Annotated in this window: 16 protein-coding genes; 8 read left to right on the top strand and 8 right to left on the bottom strand. The window is 40.2% G+C overall.

Features of this window, described 5'->3' with window-relative positions:
• Positions 1-122: 122 nt before the first annotated feature.
• A complete protein-coding gene (locus tag R7F64_RS18175; RefSeq protein ID WP_005377328.1) occupies positions 123-1,115 on the top strand; it encodes a zinc-binding dehydrogenase in 993 nt (330 codons plus the stop codon).
• Positions 1,116-1,262: 147 nt separating this feature from the next.
• Here R7F64_RS18175 and R7F64_RS18170 read toward each other — a convergent pair whose 3' ends face one another.
• The 4 genes from R7F64_RS18170 to R7F64_RS18155 form a co-directional block, all read right to left on the bottom strand.
• The gene (locus tag R7F64_RS18170; RefSeq protein ID WP_169629155.1) at positions 1,263-2,165 is read right to left on the bottom strand and encodes a homocysteine S-methyltransferase family protein; all 903 of its coding nucleotides are present in this window, start codon (positions 2,163-2,165) and stop codon (positions 1,263-1,265) included.
• Between the two features lie 276 nt (positions 2,166-2,441).
• A complete protein-coding gene (locus tag R7F64_RS18165) occupies positions 2,442-3,176 on the bottom strand; it encodes an amino acid ABC transporter ATP-binding protein (protein WP_005377326.1) in 735 nt (244 codons plus the stop codon).
• A gap of 14 nt (positions 3,177-3,190) precedes the next feature.
• Entirely contained in the window at positions 3,191-4,138 is a 948-nt protein-coding gene (locus R7F64_RS18160) for an amino acid ABC transporter permease (protein WP_005377325.1), read from the bottom strand.
• A gap of 135 nt (positions 4,139-4,273) precedes the next feature.
• Positions 4,274-5,062, bottom strand: coding sequence for a transporter substrate-binding domain-containing protein (locus R7F64_RS18155; RefSeq protein WP_005377324.1), 789 nt, complete (start codon positions 5,060-5,062; stop codon positions 4,274-4,276).
• Between the two features lie 461 nt (positions 5,063-5,523).
• Here R7F64_RS18155 and R7F64_RS18150 point away from each other — a divergent pair, with 461 nt between their 5' ends.
• A complete protein-coding gene (locus R7F64_RS18150) occupies positions 5,524-5,868 on the top strand; it encodes a DUF3316 domain-containing protein (protein WP_005377323.1) in 345 nt (114 codons plus the stop codon).
• 607 nt (positions 5,869-6,475) lie between these two features.
• Here the strand turns inward: R7F64_RS18150 and R7F64_RS18145 are convergent.
• Together R7F64_RS18145 and R7F64_RS18140 are read right to left on the bottom strand one after the other, a co-directional pair.
• The gene (locus tag R7F64_RS18145; RefSeq protein ID WP_005377322.1) at positions 6,476-7,450 is read right to left on the bottom strand and encodes a porin; all 975 of its coding nucleotides are present in this window, start codon (positions 7,448-7,450) and stop codon (positions 6,476-6,478) included.
• A gap of 140 nt (positions 7,451-7,590) precedes the next feature.
• The gene (locus R7F64_RS18140) at positions 7,591-8,514 is read right to left on the bottom strand and encodes a LysR family transcriptional regulator (RefSeq protein WP_017821684.1); all 924 of its coding nucleotides are present in this window, start codon (positions 8,512-8,514) and stop codon (positions 7,591-7,593) included.
• A 378-nt stretch (positions 8,515-8,892) separates the two neighbouring features.
• On the opposite strand from R7F64_RS18140, the gene R7F64_RS18135 reads away from it, so the two are divergent.
• The 3 genes from R7F64_RS18135 to R7F64_RS18125 all read left to right on the top strand — a co-directional run bounded on the left by R7F64_RS18135 (position 8,893) and on the right by R7F64_RS18125 (position 14,290).
• A complete protein-coding gene (locus R7F64_RS18135; protein ID WP_025768141.1) occupies positions 8,893-10,062 on the top strand; it encodes an efflux RND transporter periplasmic adaptor subunit in 1,170 nt (389 codons plus the stop codon).
• Between the two features lie 12 nt (positions 10,063-10,074).
• Positions 10,075-13,215: an efflux RND transporter permease subunit gene (locus tag R7F64_RS18130; RefSeq protein WP_025768140.1), complete on the top strand. Its 3,141-nt coding sequence runs from the start codon at positions 10,075-10,077 to the stop codon at positions 13,213-13,215.
• A gap of 145 nt (positions 13,216-13,360) precedes the next feature.
• Positions 13,361-14,290 (top strand): LysR family transcriptional regulator, encoded by a 930-nt coding sequence (locus tag R7F64_RS18125; protein ID WP_042523739.1) that lies wholly within the window; start codon positions 13,361-13,363, stop codon positions 14,288-14,290.
• 1,233 nt (positions 14,291-15,523) lie between these two features.
• Here R7F64_RS18125 and R7F64_RS18120 read toward each other — a convergent pair.
• Complete coding sequence (locus R7F64_RS18120) at positions 15,524-16,423, bottom strand: LysR family transcriptional regulator (protein WP_213970259.1); 900 nt, start codon at positions 16,421-16,423, stop codon at positions 15,524-15,526.
• Between the two features lie 112 nt (positions 16,424-16,535).
• On the opposite strand from R7F64_RS18120, the gene eamB reads away from it, so the two are divergent.
• From eamB to queC, 3 genes are all read left to right on the top strand, one after another.
• Entirely contained in the window at positions 16,536-17,120 is a 585-nt protein-coding gene (gene eamB / locus R7F64_RS18115) for a cysteine/O-acetylserine transporter (protein WP_005388201.1), read from the top strand.
• A 308-nt stretch (positions 17,121-17,428) separates the two neighbouring features.
• Entirely contained in the window at positions 17,429-17,770 is a 342-nt protein-coding gene (locus R7F64_RS18110) for a helix-turn-helix domain-containing protein (RefSeq protein ID WP_025768136.1), read from the top strand.
• Positions 17,771-17,837: 67 nt separating this feature from the next.
• The gene (gene queC, locus R7F64_RS18105) at positions 17,838-18,494 is read left to right on the top strand and encodes a 7-cyano-7-deazaguanine synthase QueC (RefSeq protein ID WP_042523743.1); all 657 of its coding nucleotides are present in this window, start codon (positions 17,838-17,840) and stop codon (positions 18,492-18,494) included.
• Between the two features lie 310 nt (positions 18,495-18,804).
• Here the strand turns inward: queC and queE are convergent, their stop codons facing one another.
• Complete coding sequence (gene queE, locus R7F64_RS18100; protein ID WP_005377296.1) at positions 18,805-19,455, bottom strand: 7-carboxy-7-deazaguanine synthase QueE; 651 nt, start codon at positions 19,453-19,455, stop codon at positions 18,805-18,807.
• Between the last annotated feature and the right edge of the window lie 38 nt (positions 19,456-19,493).

Here is a 19,493-nt window from a genome sequence, read left to right as displayed (position 1 = left end):
CTCGAATCCTTTTTATCAAACATAACCTAAAATTATCAAAATAAGAAAAAACCATAATTATTGCAGCAGCCACCCTCTGAGTTAGTATGACTTTCGACCATTCTTAATAATAAGGAAAACCTATGAGAGCGATAACTTACCAACGAGATAACGATACTTTCTCTTTATCCGAATTACCTACACCAAAACTAGAAACCCAATTTGATGTATTGGTTAAAGTTAACGCTGTTGGTTTGAATCCTGTCGATGCAAAAATTCATTATTGGTCAGACATGGTCACTAACATGGATAACAATTTTGTTGGCGGGTTAGACGTATCAGGAGAAATAGTCTCTGTAGGCGATGCGGTCGTTGATTGGAAGGTTGGCGATAAAGTGTTGTATCACGGAAACATGAGACGCCATCACGGAGGATTCGCTGAATTTGCTATCCATGATTCAAGAACGCTTATAAAGCACCCTCAGGTTCCGGTTGAAGTAGCAGCATCTACACCTTGCGCAGCCTGGACCGCATATCGCGCTTTGGTAGACAAGCTCGATATTTCAAATCGAAGCAGCATTTTTATCGCCGGAGGTGCTGGCGGCGTTGGAAGCTTTGCTATTCAGTTAGCAAAGACATTTGGTGTTGAACAGATCATTGCTACTAGTTCAGAAGCTAATCACGCATATTTGTCCTCGTTAGGAGCAACCCATACGATTGATTATCATCATGAAGATGTAGTTCAACGAGTAATGGACATTACCGGAAATCATGGCGTTGAGGTTGCACTCGATTGTGTAGGCGGTGATAACGACCGAATTGCAGCCTCGGTGTTAACCTTTGAGGGAGAAATGGTGGAGCTCGTCAAGACTGTCGACCCTTCTCAATATCCAGATGCCTTCTTAAAAGGCTTGGGCTTCCACCAAATAAGTTTGGGCTCTGGTCATGTCTTTGGCGAGAGAGGGTTTGCAAGTATCGTTAATGCCGGAAAGGAAGTGTCTGAGCTATTAGAAAATGGAGAATTGGAAGTACCGAAACTGAAGATCATCGGCTTAGAGGATGTAGGTAACGCACTCTTGGACATGCGAAATCAGAGAACAGTTGGAAAGATTGTCGTTAATCTGAACCAAAAATAATTAATAAAAATCTCGAGGCACACTGGCAAAGTAATGAGCAAGTTAAAGCATCTTGTTACTTTGCCAGATACGAAAGACTTTTATTTTATCTATAACGATGAATGAAAAACAAAATCTCTTGTCATGCTTCCCTGCACTTCACCAAAATTAGGCGTTTTCGAGAGTGTCTCTCCAAGCCGCTAGCAATTTAATATGACGTGGTTCAATCCCACAGCAACCACCAATAATGCTTGCTCCCTGCGCATGCCACTTTTTAGCATACTCAAGATATTCAGTCGGAGAGAAATGACGAACTTCCTGAATGGTCTCGTTGGCTTGGTGCGCTTGCTTTATCGGAGCAAAACTATTTGCGAAAACACCTATCGTCAATTCTCTACCTGACTCACTCAATACTGCTTGTGTATCAATGATCGCTTGCTCGACAACTTCAGGAATAGAGCAATTGAAAAAGATACCTGAAACATTTGTTTTCAACAGCGTATTAACCGCGACTTTAAGAGATTCCCCTGAGCGAAGGCGAGGCAAAGAGTTAGGCTCATCCATTAAGGTGAAAGCAATATAATTGGGCTTATCTGTTTTGGCTAAAATTATTGATAGAACCTCAACTTCAGCGAGGCTAGACACGGTCTCAGCTAACCAAATATCAACATATTGATCTTGAGCTTCAAATAACTCAGAAGCCACTTCCAGTGCCCTTTTCGGCTCGAATAATTCAGGCCTGTAAGACCCCATTACAGGAGGAAGAGACCCCGCAACGAGCACTCTACCGTTAGAGCTGGTGACTACATCTCTGGCAATTTTAGCTGCAGATTTTGCTAACTCAGTCCCCCGTTTTGCATAGAGTTCCTCGCCTAAGTGAAATGGGACACATGCATAACTGTTAACAGTGATAATCTCAGCGCCAGCGTCTATGAAATTCTCATGGGCCATTTTTACATACTGTGGTGATTCAATTAGCGCTTGTGCACTCCAAAGCGGCTGAGAAAAAGGGGCGCCAATACGTTTTAACTCTCGCCCCATGCCACCATCTAAAATTGTTACTTTCTTCATTTAGACATCCATACCGCCAAACATCCATAAGCTCTATTCAAACACAATTTTTATCAATTCAAAATGAAATTGTTATGTTTAAAGTGAACAAAAACTTAATGGCTGATTAAACACTCTAGTATTTACCAGACCTTTCATTCGGACCAAGATAATGTTATCGCCATTAACTTCGAGTAAAAAGCCCATTATCTATGTCTCTCGGCGAGGCGGGCGTTACGAGCAACAATAGTGCATGAAGTGATTGAGGGACTCGCCCTCAATCAAATTTTCTCTTTATTATAAGACCTTAGATAAAAACTTCTGCAATCTAGGATTGGAGGGGTTATCAAAAAATCGCTCAGGAGAGTCAGAAACCAAAAGCTCACCATCTTCCATAAACAACACCCTATCAGCGACCTCTTTTGCGAAACCCATTTCATGAGTAACCACTACCATCGTCATTCCGTCCTTGGCCAAATCTTTCATCACATCAAGAACTTCTCCAACCATTTCAGGGTCTAGTGCTGATGTGGGTTCATCAAACAACATAATGTTGGGCTTCATTGCTAACGCACGAGCGATTGCGACGCGCTGCTGCTGTCCACCTGATAAATGATTAGGATAATTATCCATTCTCTCCGACAGACCGACTTTATAAAGCAAATCTTTTGCTTCTTTCTTCACCGATTCAGGGTCACGTTTAGAAACCTTTAAAGGTGCTAACATGACGTTCTCTATCGCCGTTTTATGTGGAAAAAGGTTGAAGCCTTGAAATACCATGCCCACATCAGCGCGTAGTTTATTGATATCCGTAGATTTGTGGTACATATCGATACCATCTACGATAATAGACCCACTATTTATTGTCTCTAATTGATTGATCGTCCGTAAGAATGTTGACTTACCAGAACCTGACGGTCCTACGATGACAATCACTTCCCCTTTTTCTACATTTACCGATACGTCCTTGAGCGCATGGCAGCCATTAGGGTAAATTTTATTAATTGTTTTTGCTGAAATAATGTATTCCATTAATGACTCCACCATTAATCACTTGCTGCCAATTTCTTTTCTAACGTTTGTATTGCCCAAGATAAGGTACTAGTTAGAAGCAAATAAAGGGCCGCAACGGTAAACCAAACTTCAAATGGGGCAAAACTACCACTTACGACTTCCCTGCCCGCTTTTGTCAGATCAGTAATCGAAATCACGGAGACAAGTGAGGAATCTTTTATCAGGTTGATAAACTGCCCGGCTAAGGGAGGTAATGTCTGCTTAAACGCTTGAGGTAAAATGACATAAATCATCGCTTTGGGATAATTCATTCCTAGTGAACGCGCCGCTTCCATTTGTCCTCTTGGGATTGACTGGATTCCCGACCGCACAATTTCTGCGACGTAAGCGGCGGTAAACACGGAGAGCGCTATCACTCCCGCAGTAAAACGCTCAAGGTCAAGCACAGTACCAATAAAGAAGTAAACGATAAAAATCTGTACTAAAAGAGGCGTTCCACGAATGACCTCGACATACACAAGCGCCAGCTTTTTTAATGCCGGATTGCTGGATATGCGCATTAGTCCAACAACTAAGCCCAACGCTAGAGCAATGATAAGTGACCAGAGCGAGATTTTAATGGTCGTCACAACACCATCTAAAATTGGGCCAGAGCGCCACTCTTTTATAGTTGCTAAGGTATCTCCTTCAAAAATAAGATCACCTTCATAGACGTCGACAGACTTATATTGGCTTAGTTCAAGAACAATATCACCATGAATACTCTCCAGAGCCAGTTGGTTATTCTCGTCGAGAATGATGTTCCCATCGACAGGCGCGGTAATGGATGAAGCAGCGTTAGTGGCAATATAAGGAAGGACACGCTCCCAATTCCAGCTGTAATCGATTCGCTTACCTGACAGATAGACAAGGCCGCAAATTGATAGCAAAACAAGAACAAAAACAGCGTTCCACAATAGGGATTTAAAGTTATTTTGCATGTGATTCCGAGAATGACTTTGATTAAAGTTGGTTGGGTATTTGAATAAAGAAAAGCGTTAGCTTCACAGCACGAACCGTTTGGTTGGCGATGAACCGAGCCAGAAGCTAGCCGCTCCTCTACAATAACAAAATGATTACTTAACTTGCTTTAACCATTTATCGTCGTTAAACCACTTATCGTAAATGCGATCGTAAGTTCCATCGCCCTTAATTTGACGTAAATAGTTGTTTAAGAAGTTAAGCGTATCTGGATTTCCTTGCGGCACAGCCCAACCCAAAGGCTCGTAAGTAAACGGTTTAGCCAAGTGCATTAACTGCCCTTTGTTTTCCGCCACATAAATAGAGTTGTAAGGAAAGTCATAAACAAACGCATCTACCTTTCCGTTGGCAACCTCAAGTACCGCTTCAGACTGAGTTTCGTATAGATTTATCTTAGCTTTCGGAAGGTATCGTTTTACCGCTTGCTCACCCGTTGTCCCAAGCTTAGTTGCAACAACATATTCTGGACTATTGAGATCACGGTAACTAGACACTTTACCTTCATGTTTGAGATCTACGAGAATGGATTGACCAATAACCACATAGGGATCAGCGAAATTCACCTGAGTATTTCGCATAGGTGTGATAGTCATCCCGCCCATAATCATGTGACACTTACCAGTCAACAGTGTTGGGATAATGCCATCCCATGAAGTGTTTACCGGCACAAACTTAACATCCATGGCACGCGCCATTTGCTTACCCAAATCGATATCAAACCCGATGTACTGCCCATTTTTTGCTGTCATTTCAAAAGGCATATACCCAGAATCAAAGCAGACTTTTAGCTCCCCTGTACTTTTGATGTCGTCTAAAATTGGGTCTGCATTAACCGTCGTCGAAACAGCTAACCCCAGTGCAGCAAAACACAATAACTTTTTCATGGATATTCCTTTATCATTTGTTGTAAAGTTTTTTTATACACGACAATAGAATAAAAAACCACAAACAATGACTTTTTAATCACTAGAATTTGTAGGATCGTTACTAAGCTGGAAGATCTGAATGAAAATCTATACCAAGCCATTGCAATTGAATTGCATGCATTAAGTGATTAAGTTGTAGGCAGGTCACTATAACGACAAGAAACATACGCTTTGACTGAATAGTCAGCGTTTCCGAGAGTGGTTTAATTAATAACGAAACCATACAGATATTCGCTTTTTCACATTGACCGTAATGTCAAAAGTGCTTGAGTTTTATTGTTGACAATTCTTCCATAGTTAATGGTCACAAATGTGATGTACAGCACATTTCTATAATGGCACTATCACCTTTGTCGAGAGATATTAACAAGGATTCGTTGGACATCTTGACTTTGTAATACAAATAAAAAGGTGACTATATGAAAAAACTAATGACGCTCTCATCACTATTATTATTCAGTTTATCTGCTACTGCTGGTATTCATGTCGAACACTCTACAAACAAAGTTGTTCTCAATGACTTTACGACAAAAGATGCCGCTTATAGCTCTGCGTTTGATCTTGTCGATGAATACCAAACGCTATCAAAACATGAACTTAGAAATCGTCTAAACATCATTGGAAGCGGTTTCCCTCGTGATATTGCAATCGATGATAGTAAAGTGAGAGTTGAAGAATACGCACTTAACCGTGATGAAGTTAAATATCGTGCAATCATAAACTTCGATTATCACTTCAGAACAAGTGACGGCGGTAAAAACTAAAAAATCATCTGCACCTTTACTTTCTTAGAGCCCTTCCTATTTTAAGAAAGTAAAGGTGTCTAATCATATTGAAACGACTGCTTTTCATAAATCGCTCTCTCCTTACATAAACAGTATCAATCCCTACCTCTATCGTTTACATAAAAATAATTTTTCCAATCTTCATTGAGATACATTTCGTCGTTTGGCGCTTTATCATTCACTTGGTTCGCCATATGGATTCCACATCACTTAAATGAAAAAAAACCTTGAAATTGAGTTAAATTTTCTATGAAGATTAACTAAATCTAAGATCGACAATTGTCGTTACATTTTTATCGTTTATAGCAATATATAAAATGACTCTTTTTTTAATTAACCATAAAGAGTGAAAATAAAAAAAGGCAACAAGACACTTCTTGTTGCCAAAGAAAAAATACATCATTCAAAAAATATGAAAATGAAAACTAGCAGTGGACTAGCTAACAAAACCATTATATTCAAACACTTAAACAAGTAACGATCAATATAATCCATTATATATGGATGAAAATCAGCACTTATTAAATTACACCGATAAATAAAAAAGCCTGAAAATAGTTTCAGGCTTTTTAGATTTATTAATTTTTTAGAATGAATATCTCGCAGCTATTGCAAGAATATCGTCTTCATTGTCTACATCTGTAATTCTGTATTCTGCTAGTGCTTTAAAATTAGAAGTCAAATCGTACTCTGCACCTAGTGAGTAGTAATCGACGACATCTTCATCATCACGCTCTAGATTGTTATAGCCAACTAGTGCCCAAAGCTTATCTGTTACTTCATAAGTGGCAACTGCTTCAATACCGGTGTAATCAATATTACTTTCAGAACCATCTTTAGCCCAGTTTTCACCATCACTGTATAAAACAGAGGCATAAAACTTGTCGTATTCAAATGCAATAGCACCCGTTAGCAGCTCTGCATCTTCTGCACCCGATTGCCCTTCACCTTCGTTGTAACCAAGCGCAACTTTGAAGCCATATGGCAACTTGTAGTCCGCCGCCGCACCATAAGAGGCTGCATCTGTTGACACTTCATCGTTTTCAGCCTGATAGCTAACATGAATATTCAAACCTTCATAGCTTGTCGTTAGCTTAAATACTGAATCGGAGCGACCGGTACCATATAGATCCGCACTTACGCCAGCAGCTTCATTACCAAACTCCGGGAAAATATCCGTGTAGTCAGATACTAAAGTGACCGCACCGTATTGACGTCCATAACTTACTGTTCCGTAATCTGCACCAACGCCTACATAGCCTTTTCGGATATCAAATTCATCATCTTCAATCCCATCAGCATCTCTGCGATTAGACTTAAATTCCAACTCATATAAGCCGAATGCATAAAGATCTTCATTTATTTTAGACTCACCTGAAAGTCCTACACGAATGTAGCTATTATCTCCGTCAGCATTTTTATCATCAGAGAAATAATACATCCCTTGCGCTCGGCCATGAATATTTAATACTGATTCTTGATCTTCATAAACTACGGCTGAATTTGCAGCACTTGCAGAGAAAAGTGCTGCGATTGCGATCGACGTTCTTGTCATTTTCATTTAATTACCACTACTTGTGTTGTTTGAATCGAGTGAAATTATGAACAGTGGCAATTATTTTTAAAGTGCAAATTCAACCATATTCTATGGATAAATATAAACAAGCTCTCAATCTAAAACATTATGTCCTAGTACTCATATTAGTCGAGATAATCCATCCAAACAGGAGGCGTTCCTATTATTTTTTGAACAGTATCAATGAACAGTTTGGCTAATGGTTGTTGATTTCGGTGAGTATACATTGCATATATTTCCCCTATTGCGGGAAGATTATAATCAGGAAGCAACTGTACAAGATCTTGTTTACTCAAACTCTCCTGAAGAAAGAACTGCCCAATTAAAGCATACCCTAGATCAGATTTTACGGCATCGAGCATTAACTCAGTTTCATTCACGAAGTACTGCCCATTGATATTATACGTTCTAACGTCGCTTGATGACTGGCTTGGCGCTATACGTAGCTTATCCGCCTTAAAGTTAGCATTCGAGTATATTACTGCTGGCATTTTTATAAGCTCTTCTGGAGAGCTCGGGGTTCCATACTTGTCAATAAAACTCTTCGATGCAACCAGTGCCATATTATTACTTGCCAACTTACGTACTATCATGTTGGACTCTCGGATTGGTCCGATACGAAACACAACATCAAAACCTTCGTGGATAACATCGACTCGATTATCATCGAGCAGCAGCTCTACAGTAATGTTTGGGTACTGTTTTATAAACTCTTTAACTGCCTGATTTAAGTATGCTCTGCCAAAGAAAGTGGAGCTTGATATTTTCAGATTACCTTTCGGTTCATCCTGAAATGTAGCAGCAATACTACGAGTTTCAGTTAGAACCTCTCTTACTTTCTTAGCTTGCGCCACCATCTCAACACCTGCATTGGTCAGGGATAGCGAACGTGTGGAACGGTTTAACAGCCGTAAGCCTAATTCATCCTCTAGCTTTTTGATCTGTTTTGACAAAGCTGAACGATCTATATGATTTCTGTCAGCAGCTTTAGCAAAAGTTCCGTATTCAGAGACATCCAGTAGTAATTCAAGTTGGCTTGCGAGATCCACTGCACAATTCCTTATTTAGTTTTTATTCTTTATGTGATGGGAAATGGATTTTACAAAATTAATTTCAATTTTTTATGGTTCAAATTGCATCAGTGAATTGCAAATAATGCACGAATTAAAAACGCTTTAATTTTCGTCGCTATCTTTAGCTTCTGTTTAGTTATTCCTATCTATTATGGCTTATTACATTTAACAATACTCCACGTCTTTAAAACCCTAAACTGACCTTTTTCAAACCAAAAAATGAGCATTTTGACCAATATTTAATCGTGCATTTTTATCACTACTCTATGTTCGCTGAGGGCCTATTTACCCATAGGTACAATGAATACAATGCCGTTCCTTTTAGTATGAACAGAATCATTTAGGGCGAGACAAATGTTAAAGAAAGTTTTCGGCATTGGCCTTTTATCCGTTTTAGCTGCTTGTGCAGACGAAGAGATAACCAAGCAACCTAATACTCCCTTACCTACGATAGACGTCTCCAAAGTCATCTATGAGCCCGTTCAATCGTGGTTCACCTTTACAACAAGGCTTCAAGCCCCAGAGAAAGTTTCTTTAATGCCACGCGTTTCCGGAGTTATTGAAACGGTAGAGTTCAAAGACGGACAGAGTGTCAACAAAGGCGACTTACTCGTCACTCTTGATGATCGAACCTTCAAAGCTCAGGTCTCACGACTTGAAGCGCAAGTTAAGAGTGCTCGAGCTGCGCTAGAGCAAGCAGCAAACGAACAAAAGAGAGCCGCCCAACTGGTTAAGCGAAAAGCCATCTCAGCGGAACAAGCAGAGGCCCGAGATACCGCAGTAAAGCAACGCTCTGCAGAACTAATGGCCTTGCGTGCTCAGTTAGAATCCGCAAAGTTAGATCTTGAGTTTACGAAGATATATGCCCCTATTAGCGGCACTATTTCAAGAGCATTCATTACTAAAGGAAACAATGTAAACGCAAATCAAAGCGTTATATCAAACATTGTCTCTAACGATCAGGTATATGCATACTTTGATGTCGATGAGCGAACTTGGAACCGTTACTTCTCGACAATCAATGCCGACTCTAACTTACCTACTCGTCTTGAACTATCTGGACAAAATGGGCAGGTGTTTTTTGGACGCGTTGACTTTGTCGACAACTCCATCAACGAAAACACCGGTACTTTGCAGGTTCGAGCGGTATTCGATGCAACAAAATCAAACTTAAAAGTGGGATCGTTTGGCCGAGTTCAGATATCAACAACCAAACCAGTTGAACGAGTTCTCGTTCCAGAGCGTTCTATTGGCACAGATCTAGAAAACCGCTTTGTATTAACACTCAATGAAGAGAATACGTTGCAATACAGCATCGTAACCTTAGGCGAACGTTACGGAACATTTCGTGCTATCGAGAATGGCTTGAACGCCGACTCAATTATTGCGGTAAATGGCCCAGCAAAAGTTGGCCCAAATAGCAAAGTCACACCAAAAAATGTCACGCTAGATATTAGCAATACTTCATTGATTATGGCTTCAAACTCAACATCGTTGCCAAACAAACGTTTAGCTCAAGACTAAGAAGACAACCGAATGAAATTTGCACACTTTTTTATTCAAAGACCCATATTTGCCTCTATGTTATCGCTATTGATATTAATAGTAGGCGCAATTTCACTTTTGCAGTTGCCTGTGAGTGAATATCCAGAGGTTGTCCCTCCTACAGTAGTAGTTACAGCAAACTATCCTGGTGCGAACCCAAAAGTAATCGCAGAAACAGTTGCTACGCCTCTGGAGCAAGAAATTAATGGTACAGAAAACATGTTATATATGTTTTCACAGGCAACCAGTGACGGCAGAATGACATTGACCGTAACCTTTGCTTTAGGTACGGACTTGGACAAAGCTCAGGTTCAAATTCAAAATCGCGTCACTACAGCTTTGCCCCGGTTACCAGAAGCCGTCCAACGGTTAGGAGTTGTTGCCGAAAAAGCCTCTCCTGATCTCACCATGGTTGTGCATATATATTCTCCAGATTCTAGCCGTGAAGTCAGTTATTTAGCTAACTACGCTAATTTAAACTTGAAAGATGAGATAGCTCGGCTCGGAGGCGTTGGTGATGTGCGCCTTTTCGGTGGTGACGAGTACTCAATGCGCTTGTGGTTAAATCCAGATGAGCTCGCTTCTAGAAATCTAACCGTAATGGACGTTGTCTCCGCCGTCCGATCTCAAAACCAACAGGTGGCAGCAGGCTCATTAGGTGCGCAACCAGCCGCTAATGAAAACCAATTCCAAGTTTTGTTGAACGTAAAAGGCCGCTTGGAGAATATTGATGAATTCAACGACATTGTAGTAAAAGTTGACGAAACAGGGGCTTTGACACGTCTTAAAGACGTTGCACGCGTAGAGCTAGGTCAAAACTCTTATGCACTGCGCGCCTTGTTAAATGGTAAACCAGCGGTGGCGATGCCCGTATTCCAGCGCCCTGGTGCTAATGCTATTGAGCTATCTAATCAGGTTCGTTCAACCATGGACCGTTTACAAACAGCCTTTCCAGCTGGAGTTTCATATGAAATAGCCTACGACCCGACCGTCTTTGTTCGTGGTTCGATAGACGCGGTGGTTCATACTCTGCTAGAGGCAATTGTACTTGTTGTTGTCGTAGTCATTTTGTTTTTGCAAACATGGCGCGCGTCTATCATCCCTATCATTGCGGTGCCTGTTTCATTAATCGGTACGTTCGCTGTAATGCAAATGCTCGGAGTATCGATTAACACACTTTCGTTGTTTGGACTTGTTCTCGCCATAGGCATCGTCGTCGATGACGCCATTGTCGTCGTCGAAAACGTGGAACGGAACATCCATAATGGCCTTGCACCACTAGAAGCAACGAAACAAGCAATGACCGAAGTTACCGGGCCAATTATTGCAATTGCTTTAGTGTTATGTGCGGTGTTCATCCCGACGACCTTTATTACAGGGTTATCCGGTCAGTTTTATAAGCAGTTCGCACTAACAATTACGATCTCGACGATTATTTCAGCAATTAACTCGTTGACGTTATCGCCTGCTTTATCAGCACTGCTATTACAAGATAAGAACGCAAAACCCGATCGGCTAACCAAGCTATTGGATGCGGTTTTTGGTAAGTATGTTTTTGCGCCATTCAATAGAATTTTTGAGTACAGCTCGAACCAATATCAAGCTCTGGTCAAGAAGCTGATTCGCTTTAGCCTTGTTGTTGTGGTGGTATACATTGCGTTACTCGGGGGAACGGCTTCTCTATTCAAAGCAGTTCCTGGAGGATTCATTCCTCAACAAGATAAGCAGTATTTAGTTGCGATCGCCCAACTTCCAGATGCAGCAAGTTTAGATCGAACAGAGTCCGTTATTAAAGAAATGGAAAACCTCGCGCTGGCAACACCTGGCGTAGCACAAACCATTTCTTTCCCAGGCTTATCGGTCAATGGTTTTACTAACAGTCCGAATAGTGGCATCGTTTTTGTTACGCTTGAGGACTTCGATAAACGAAATGATCCAACTCTCGGAGCAAATGCGATTGTTGCATCTTTGAATAAGAGCTTTTCAATCATTGATGAAGCCTTCGTTGCGATTTTTCCACCACCACCAATCCAAGGACTTGGCTCTACTGGCGGCTTTAAACTTCAAATCGAAGACCGAGCGAACAAGGGGTTTGATGAGCTCTTCAAGCAATTGAACTTGGTAATAAGTGAGGCATCAACAAGACCCGAGCTGATGGGATTATATTCCACATTTCGTATACAAGTGCCGCAGATGGACATCCAAATAGATCGTGAACAAGCGATGCTGCAAGGTGTTCCTCTAGAGCAGGTTTTTGATGCGCTTCAAGTTTATTTAGGATCATTATACGTCAATGACTTCAATATGTTTGGTAGAACATACAAAGTGAATGCCCAGGCAGACATGAACTATCGTCTCGAACCTGACCAAATACTTAACTACAAAGTAAGAAATGCTGCCGGACAAATGGTTCCTCTCGGCGCTGTACTGGAGATCATACCCACGATTGGGCCTGACCGCGTGATGCACTATAACGGCTACCCTAGTGCAGAACTAAACGGCAGTCCTGCTTTTGGTTACAGTTCTGACCAAGCCCAAACGGCTATTGAGGAAGTACTGGATCAAAACCTAGCAGAGGGAATGGTTTATGAATGGACTGATGTAACCTACCAGCAGATTTTGGCTGGTAACACGATGGTGTATATATTCCCACTTGTTGTTTTGTTAGTTTTCATGGTGCTAGCTTCGCAGTACGAGAGTTTAAAACTACCATTCGCTATCATTTTGATCGTTCCTATGACCATTTTTTCTGCACTAGCAGGTGTTTGGTTCATTGGTGGTGACAACAATATATTCACACAAATTGCTTTGATTGTCCTTGTGGCTCTAGCGTGTAAAAATGCCATCTTGATGGTGGAGTTCGCTAAAGAACTTAAAGACAATGGCCAAGATACCTTATCAGCGATTTTGGAAGCATGTCGTTTACGTCTTCGACCGATTCTAATGACATCAATTGCATTTACCGCTGGTGTTATTCCATTAATGATTGGTACAGGGGCCGGAGCGGAAATGCGACAAGCAATGGGTATTGCCGTATTCTCGGGTATGGTAGGCGTAACGGTATTTGGATTACTACTCACACCTGTTTTTTACATGTTAGTGAGTCGAAACAAAAAACGTCAAACACTATAACCATAATATAAATACTCATTTAAATTCATACTAAAGGGAGCTATTGCTCCCTTTTCTTTTGGTTATTAAGTATATTAATAATTTCTAGACAGAGCAGTAGTTATACATGAAACTAATACGCTAATATCTAACTTGGATAAACATTGTGGATTTAGCAAATAAACTACACCTGCTTTTAGAAGTCTCTAAAGCTGGATCTTTTGCAAAAGCAGCAGATGGGATGAATATCGACCGCTCTGTTTTATCTAAACACATCAAGCAGTTAGAAGAGCACTTAGGCGTTAGGCTATTAAACAGAACAACTCGCTCTCTTTCATTAACGCAAGTCGGCAAGCAAATAGTTGAAAAAGCAGACCAAATATCTCAACTCCTTGATGATACTCAACAAATAGCGGAGAACTTTCAGACTGAGCCTTCAGGGAAAGTACGAATTTCAAGCTCAACATTATTTGGAAAACTCTATCTACAACCTTCGATAGAGAAGTTTTTACATAAGTACCCAAAAGCAAGTGTTGAACTAATGCTAGATGATCTTCATGTAGACGTGATTAGAAGTAATTTTGATATTGCTTTTCGAATCGGACCTATGAGGGATTCATCAATGGTAGCAAGAAAATTAGCAAAAAATACGACTGCAATCATTGCTTCTCGAAATTTAATTGAAAAACATGGTAACCCAGAAACGCCTGATGAGTTAGTTAAGCTACCTTTTATTATTTATTCAAATGGTAATTTTATTGTCGATAAACTTAAATTCTACGACAAAGAAAAATCAGATGGTTTAGATACATACCCAATATCAGGATCATACATGGTCAATGAAGCTGAGCTAATAATTGAAAGCGTAAAGTCAGGTCTGGGCGCAGCACTTATAGGTCAATTTATGCTCCCTAACAACCTAGAGTCTTCTAATTTAGTTCAACTTTTACCAGAATATGAAACTCAAGATTTTGGTGATATTTATGCCATGTACTCACACCGTCAGCAATCACCATTGGTTAGGGCATTCATTGATATCGTTCAAGAAGAAATTGGCATACCACCAATATGGGAAAAGCATTTCAATAAAAGCTAGGTGATTCTATTTAACCAAAATAAACATAAAATAAAACATCAAATAAAATCAATAAATTAAACCAGGAATGTTTAATATTCATCGAAGTTTAACGTTAGGTGAATTAAGTTCCATTCTAAATGGCGCTTAATTCACTAAATATAAAAAATTCTTGATTTATAATACTAACAAATCCATCACCTATACAAGTTACGATGTATATTAAAGAAAAACACACCTCGGTCACTAGTTTGTTAGTATATAAAATATCTTATCTTATTTTTTTGGTTATTTATACGTTAGCAACGATTTATTTTAGCGTAAAAATGGACAAAAGCACATCGGAGAACTCTCTAATAGAAATGACTCAAATAGCATTTGTGCTTTTTTCATCGTTAATGTGTTTGTATAAATCTAAGGAATATCTTGAACTCAAACACATATTAGTAATAATGTCTTCATTTTTTATGGTTATATTCGTTAGAGAAATGGACTACCACATAGAGCAGTATTTCCCTCACGGTTCATGGAAGTACCCTGCTTGGATTATAATAGTCTCGGTCTGTTATTTTTGTTTTAATAATATAGTTAACATAAAAAATGAGGTAAAACTTTTCATTTCTCATTCTAGCTTCACGACATTAACGATTGGCTTTTTTATTGTTTTCTTATTCTCACGCTTTGCAGGGTATGGTGATTTTTGGGTCGAGTTCATGGGGAACTCATACAATAGAGACGTGAAAAACTTGGTTGAAGAAAGCTTAGAGTTACTAGGTTACGCGATACTTTTAAACGGTGTTTTACTTATTAAAGTAGAAAATCACTAAGTATAAATAAGAGTTCAGAGCTTGTAGTTCAAGCTTTGAACTTTTTTGGCTAAAAAAAAGCAGCAAATTATATTTGCTGCAAATGATGAAAAAAACAATATGCGTAAGTTAACTTCCTAGCAATGGATGCGTTAACGAGTTAATAATAACGAACCGTAACAATTAAGTCTCGTTGAAAATAATCCATAAAGAATGGCATTTATTACACTGTTAATTATGTAACCTTATCTAATCTAGTTATCACACGCCGTCGTTTTTATATCTTATCTCTTTCCGTCAATAAATAGCTCTTCACATCAGATCCCATTTATCATCCCACAACAGTCGGATTCACAACAAAGCAATAAAAATCAATAAATTAGAAGTAGCCACTTAAAAAGTAAAAAGGAGTAAAAACGAAACTATGTCAGATAGAACATATTAAAGATCACCGGCTCTGAGTAGAAAACCGTTCATACTCGTTACGCATACAATCAATAAAGACTTCCATCGCCGGCGTCACACACTTCCCAGCATGATAAGCACAAAGTGGCTTGATCATCTGTGAAAATTCGGTGAACTCAAGCTCTTGTAAACTGCCCTCTTGCAACTCTTTTTCAACCGTAAAACGAGGTAAATAAGAGATACCAATATTACTCTCAACGCAGTTTTTGATCGTATTAATACTGCTAAGTTCGATCATGTTGTCGATGCTAGTATCACGCTCCTGAATAATGCTCTCAAACATCTGTCGAAAAAGGCACTTAGGGCCATTGCTTATAAACCCTAAATCAATATGTTGCTCTCTCTTCTTTAAATCTAGCCCTTTTAAAAGCGGTGAAGCAACCAATACCAGTGGCTCCTGCTCAAACTCGTGGACCTTGAGCGTATCGTCATTACCTACTCGATAAAACACACCTAAATCAGCTTTATCCGCTATCAACTCATCTCGAATCTGATAGCAATTTTGTGATTGCAGAGAGAGTCGGACATTGGGCGCTCTGATCCTGAACTCTTTTAAAACATTAGCCATCTTATAAGCAAGTTGAGTCTCAGCAACCAGCACTTTCAATTCACCGGTCGGCTCCGAGTTTTCTTGCTGTGCTGTTCCCTCAATATTTTCCATCACTCGCGCCAGTTCATAGACGTAAGGCAGTATCTTTTCTCCTGCTTGAGTCAAAACCATCTTACGCCCTATTTTTTCGAACAGCTGCAAAGACAGATCTTGTTCCAACTGCTTGATTTGAAAGGTGACGGTTGATTGCGTGCAATAAAGCTTCTGTGACGCTTTTAGAAACGATCCTTCTTCAACAATAGCTTTAAAAGTAAGAAAGCGTTTTAGATTCATGACTAGACTCCACAACCAACAGTTCAATAAATTAAAAGTCTAAGTTTTAATTTATTCAATTTTTTAATCAATTGTAGCGAAGTATAGTGCAGTAAAAACAGGAGAGATAGAGATGACCGCCATCTACACCGCATTTTTTACTTACGTAATCATTACTTCAATTACACCAGGGCCAAACAACATTTTATCGCTCAGCATCGCGACGCAATATGGACTAAAACGCTCAACAAAAGTGATTTCGGGGATGTTTTGTGGCTATGTTGTTTTGATGCTACTTTGTGGCGCTTTCACGTATAACATGATCAGCCTCTTGCCCGTGATTACACCTTGGCTAACATGGATTGGAGCAGCTTACATTGTTTGGTTGGCTTGGGGGCTTGCTACGAGTGAGATCAAAACTTCATCGGATAATTCTAAAGGTATCAGTTTCTTAACAGGTTTCGGTTTGCAGTTCGTTAATGTGAAAATCATTCTTTATGGAATTACCTCTATTTCTACGTTCGTACTGCCCCACACTCAGAATATCTACTGGATCTTAGCGACTAGCCTCATTCTTGCTTTGATCGCACTTCTTAGCAACGTAGTTTGGGCCGTTGCAGGAAAGCTACTTCAATCGCAATTCCAGAGATATGGCAAAGTCATCAATATGAGCTTAGCAGCAGCTCTGATCTATTGTGCGACACAGTTATTTACTTAAGTATATAGTTGATCATCAAGAACAATATTGCTCTTCAACTTAGACGACTACGTTTATGTGAAGAGCAAATTCTGCTCTACAAATCGCTGCGGTTTCTCGTGCCCTTACTCGCTCCTCCCGCGCCTCCATACGGCAGTTTTTGAAGAAGTAGATTCAACGTCACTTAATCAACCTAAAGATACGAAATCTTGTTTAGCTATACATACACGGCCTTGGCGACCTCGGCAATAACTAAGCATTACTTAGTATACACAAATCAGAAAAACTAAGATAATCTTAGTCATCCAAGTCCTTCGTATGAACTTTAAGTGTTGTTTAATAACCCACTCCCAGCCCGCCTTAAGCATGCGCGTAAACAAGCGAATCTGTCCCAAAAAGCACTGGGCATCCGTATCGGCATGGATGATAGTTCTGCAAGTGCAAGGATGAACCAATACGAAAGGGAGCGCCATACTCCCGACGTAAAAACGCTCAAACTTATCGCAGATGAGCTAAACGTACCTCTAAACTATTTTTTTTGTGAAGATGAAATCACCGCTGAACTTGCTGTGAATCTCCACAAGCTGTCAAATGATGACAAGCAAAGAGTGCTTGAGAGCACAGCCCAGTTGATTGCGGACGCAATCGCTACGAACAAGTCGAGTACGTAATTGGGATTAAACGCCTAAGAATACGTATCAATACCAAAGAATCAAAGAGCATAACTAAGGGTTCAACATGGCTACAACAAAAGCACTTGTGGTTTTTTCCGGTGGGCAGGACTCTACGACCTGCTTAATCGATGCATTAAATACATATGATGAGGTTCATGCTATAACGTTTGATTATGGCCAGCGTCATTCAGATGAAATAGATATCGCTATCGAATTAGGTAAGCAACTTAACATCAAAAGCCACAAAGTCCTGGATGTAAAATCAATTAATGAGTTAGCGATAAGCTCGCTGACAAGAGACAACATTCCGGTATCTAATGACTTAAGCGACGCTAACGTACCCAATACATTCGTTCCAGGGAGAAACATCCTCTTTCTTACTTACGCATGTATCCATGCTTACCAGCTTGGTATTCAAGACATCATTACGGGAGTTTGCGAAACAGACTTTAGTGGTTACCCTGACTGCCGAGACAACTTTATTCGCTCTCTAAATCTCTCTTGCAATTTAGGTATGGATAAAGCCTTCAATATTAAGGCTCCTTTAATGTGGCTTACTAAAGCAGAGACCTGGGCTCTAGCTGATAAGCACAATATGTTGGAGTTTGTCCAAAACAATACGTTAACATGTTACAACGGAATCGTTGGTAAAGGCTGTGGTGAATGCCCAGCGTGCCTACTGCGACAAAGCGGCTTAGAAGAATACTTAGCGAGCAAATAGTCTTTGTTAGCGGTAATAGCGCTGGGATAAAACCTTTTGCGTTAGCTTCTAAACGTTTTATCTCAGCGTGAAACTCCAGCCAACAGAGCTTTATTTTGATGCCGCCAGATTGGTGGCATCAATTAAATGCGAAACGATTGTCGAACCAAAGATAGCACTACACCACAACAGCCAACACTGCTTAGCTTTTACAACGCTATAAATTGCTTAGATATATCGACAATGTTTCGATAGCAAAGCTACCAACGGCATTACTCGCGAAACCGGGATTAGATAGAAAAGCTACCTCGAATGATGACGAGTCTCTCGTCTAAGCAATACTCAAATATTTATGAGTTTGAACAGACAAACGCCAATTGCGGGCAATACACGTATCAATACACAATTGCGTAGCACGAGGCTTCTGGCTAATTGGTTGTAGTGCAATGATAGTCTCAGCCGCTACGTTCGCATTTGCTAAAAGATCATCAAGGTGGTCGATGTCTTTCTGGGTACCGACTGGATGCTTAATCTCATTTGCCCGCTCTAACGCGCTATTAAGCACTGGTAATTTACCTTTCATTGCTACTTTTGGTGACACTGTCACCCACGTATTTTCTGAAGTAATCACTTCTGATGTGCCACTGGTTTCAATTTGGCATTGGCACCCCATATCTTCAAACGCCTTTGTTAAAGGGCGCAGATCATAAATACAAGGCTCTCCACCAGTAATCACGATATGCTTAGCATTAAAGCCTTGCTGTTGATATTGCTCTACGATGTTCTCGGCAGATGCAACACACCACGTCGGAGAGTCTTCCGTTTTCACCAGAATATCGCCTATTTGACGTTGATCATTCTCATCTGCATACCACGTTTGTTTGGTATCGCACCATGAGCAACCAACCGGACACTCTTGAAGCCGAACAAAAACAGCAGGGACTCCAGTGAAAACCCCTTCCCCTTGGATGGTTTCAAACATCTCATTTAGCTTATACAACGCAGAACTCACTCAACTCA

This window comes from Vibrio sp. Vb1980 (assembly GCF_033338615.1).
GTDB classification, from domain to species: domain Bacteria; phylum Pseudomonadota; class Gammaproteobacteria; order Enterobacterales; family Vibrionaceae; genus Vibrio; species Vibrio alginolyticus.
The sequence above is the reverse complement of the archived record's forward strand: the minus strand, read 5'-3'. Positions and strand labels throughout refer to the sequence as shown.

What these genes read in the sequence shown, in the direction of transcription:
- R7F64_RS18165 (WP_005377326.1), bottom strand. Translation starts at nt 3,176, where the DNA reads ATGGAATACATTATTTCAGCAAAAACAATTAATAAAATTTACCCTAAT.
- R7F64_RS18120 (WP_213970259.1), bottom strand. Translation starts at nt 16,423, where the DNA reads ATGAATCTAAAACGCTTTCTTACTTTTAAAGCTATTGTTGAAGAAGGA.
- queE (WP_005377296.1), bottom strand. Translation starts at nt 19,455, where the DNA reads ATGTTTGAAACCATCCAAGGGGAAGGGGTTTTCACTGGAGTCCCTGCT.
- R7F64_RS18170 (WP_169629155.1), bottom strand. Translation starts at nt 2,165, where the DNA reads ATGAAGAAAGTAACAATTTTAGATGGTGGCATGGGGCGAGAGTTAAAA.
- R7F64_RS18150 (WP_005377323.1), top strand. Translation starts at nt 5,524, where the DNA reads ATGAAAAAACTAATGACGCTCTCATCACTATTATTATTCAGTTTATCT.
- queC (WP_042523743.1), top strand. Translation starts at nt 17,838, where the DNA reads ATGGCTACAACAAAAGCACTTGTGGTTTTTTCCGGTGGGCAGGACTCT.
- R7F64_RS18135 (WP_025768141.1), top strand. Translation starts at nt 8,893, where the DNA reads ATGTTAAAGAAAGTTTTCGGCATTGGCCTTTTATCCGTTTTAGCTGCT.
- R7F64_RS18155 (WP_005377324.1), bottom strand. Translation starts at nt 5,062, where the DNA reads ATGAAAAAGTTATTGTGTTTTGCTGCACTGGGGTTAGCTGTTTCGACG.
- eamB (WP_005388201.1), top strand. Translation starts at nt 16,536, where the DNA reads ATGACCGCCATCTACACCGCATTTTTTACTTACGTAATCATTACTTCA.
- R7F64_RS18145 (WP_005377322.1), bottom strand. Translation starts at nt 7,450, where the DNA reads ATGAAAATGACAAGAACGTCGATCGCAATCGCAGCACTTTTCTCTGCA.
- R7F64_RS18175 (WP_005377328.1), top strand. Translation starts at nt 123, where the DNA reads ATGAGAGCGATAACTTACCAACGAGATAACGATACTTTCTCTTTATCC.
- R7F64_RS18130 (WP_025768140.1), top strand. Translation starts at nt 10,075, where the DNA reads ATGAAATTTGCACACTTTTTTATTCAAAGACCCATATTTGCCTCTATG.
- R7F64_RS18160 (WP_005377325.1), bottom strand. Translation starts at nt 4,138, where the DNA reads ATGCAAAATAACTTTAAATCCCTATTGTGGAACGCTGTTTTTGTTCTT.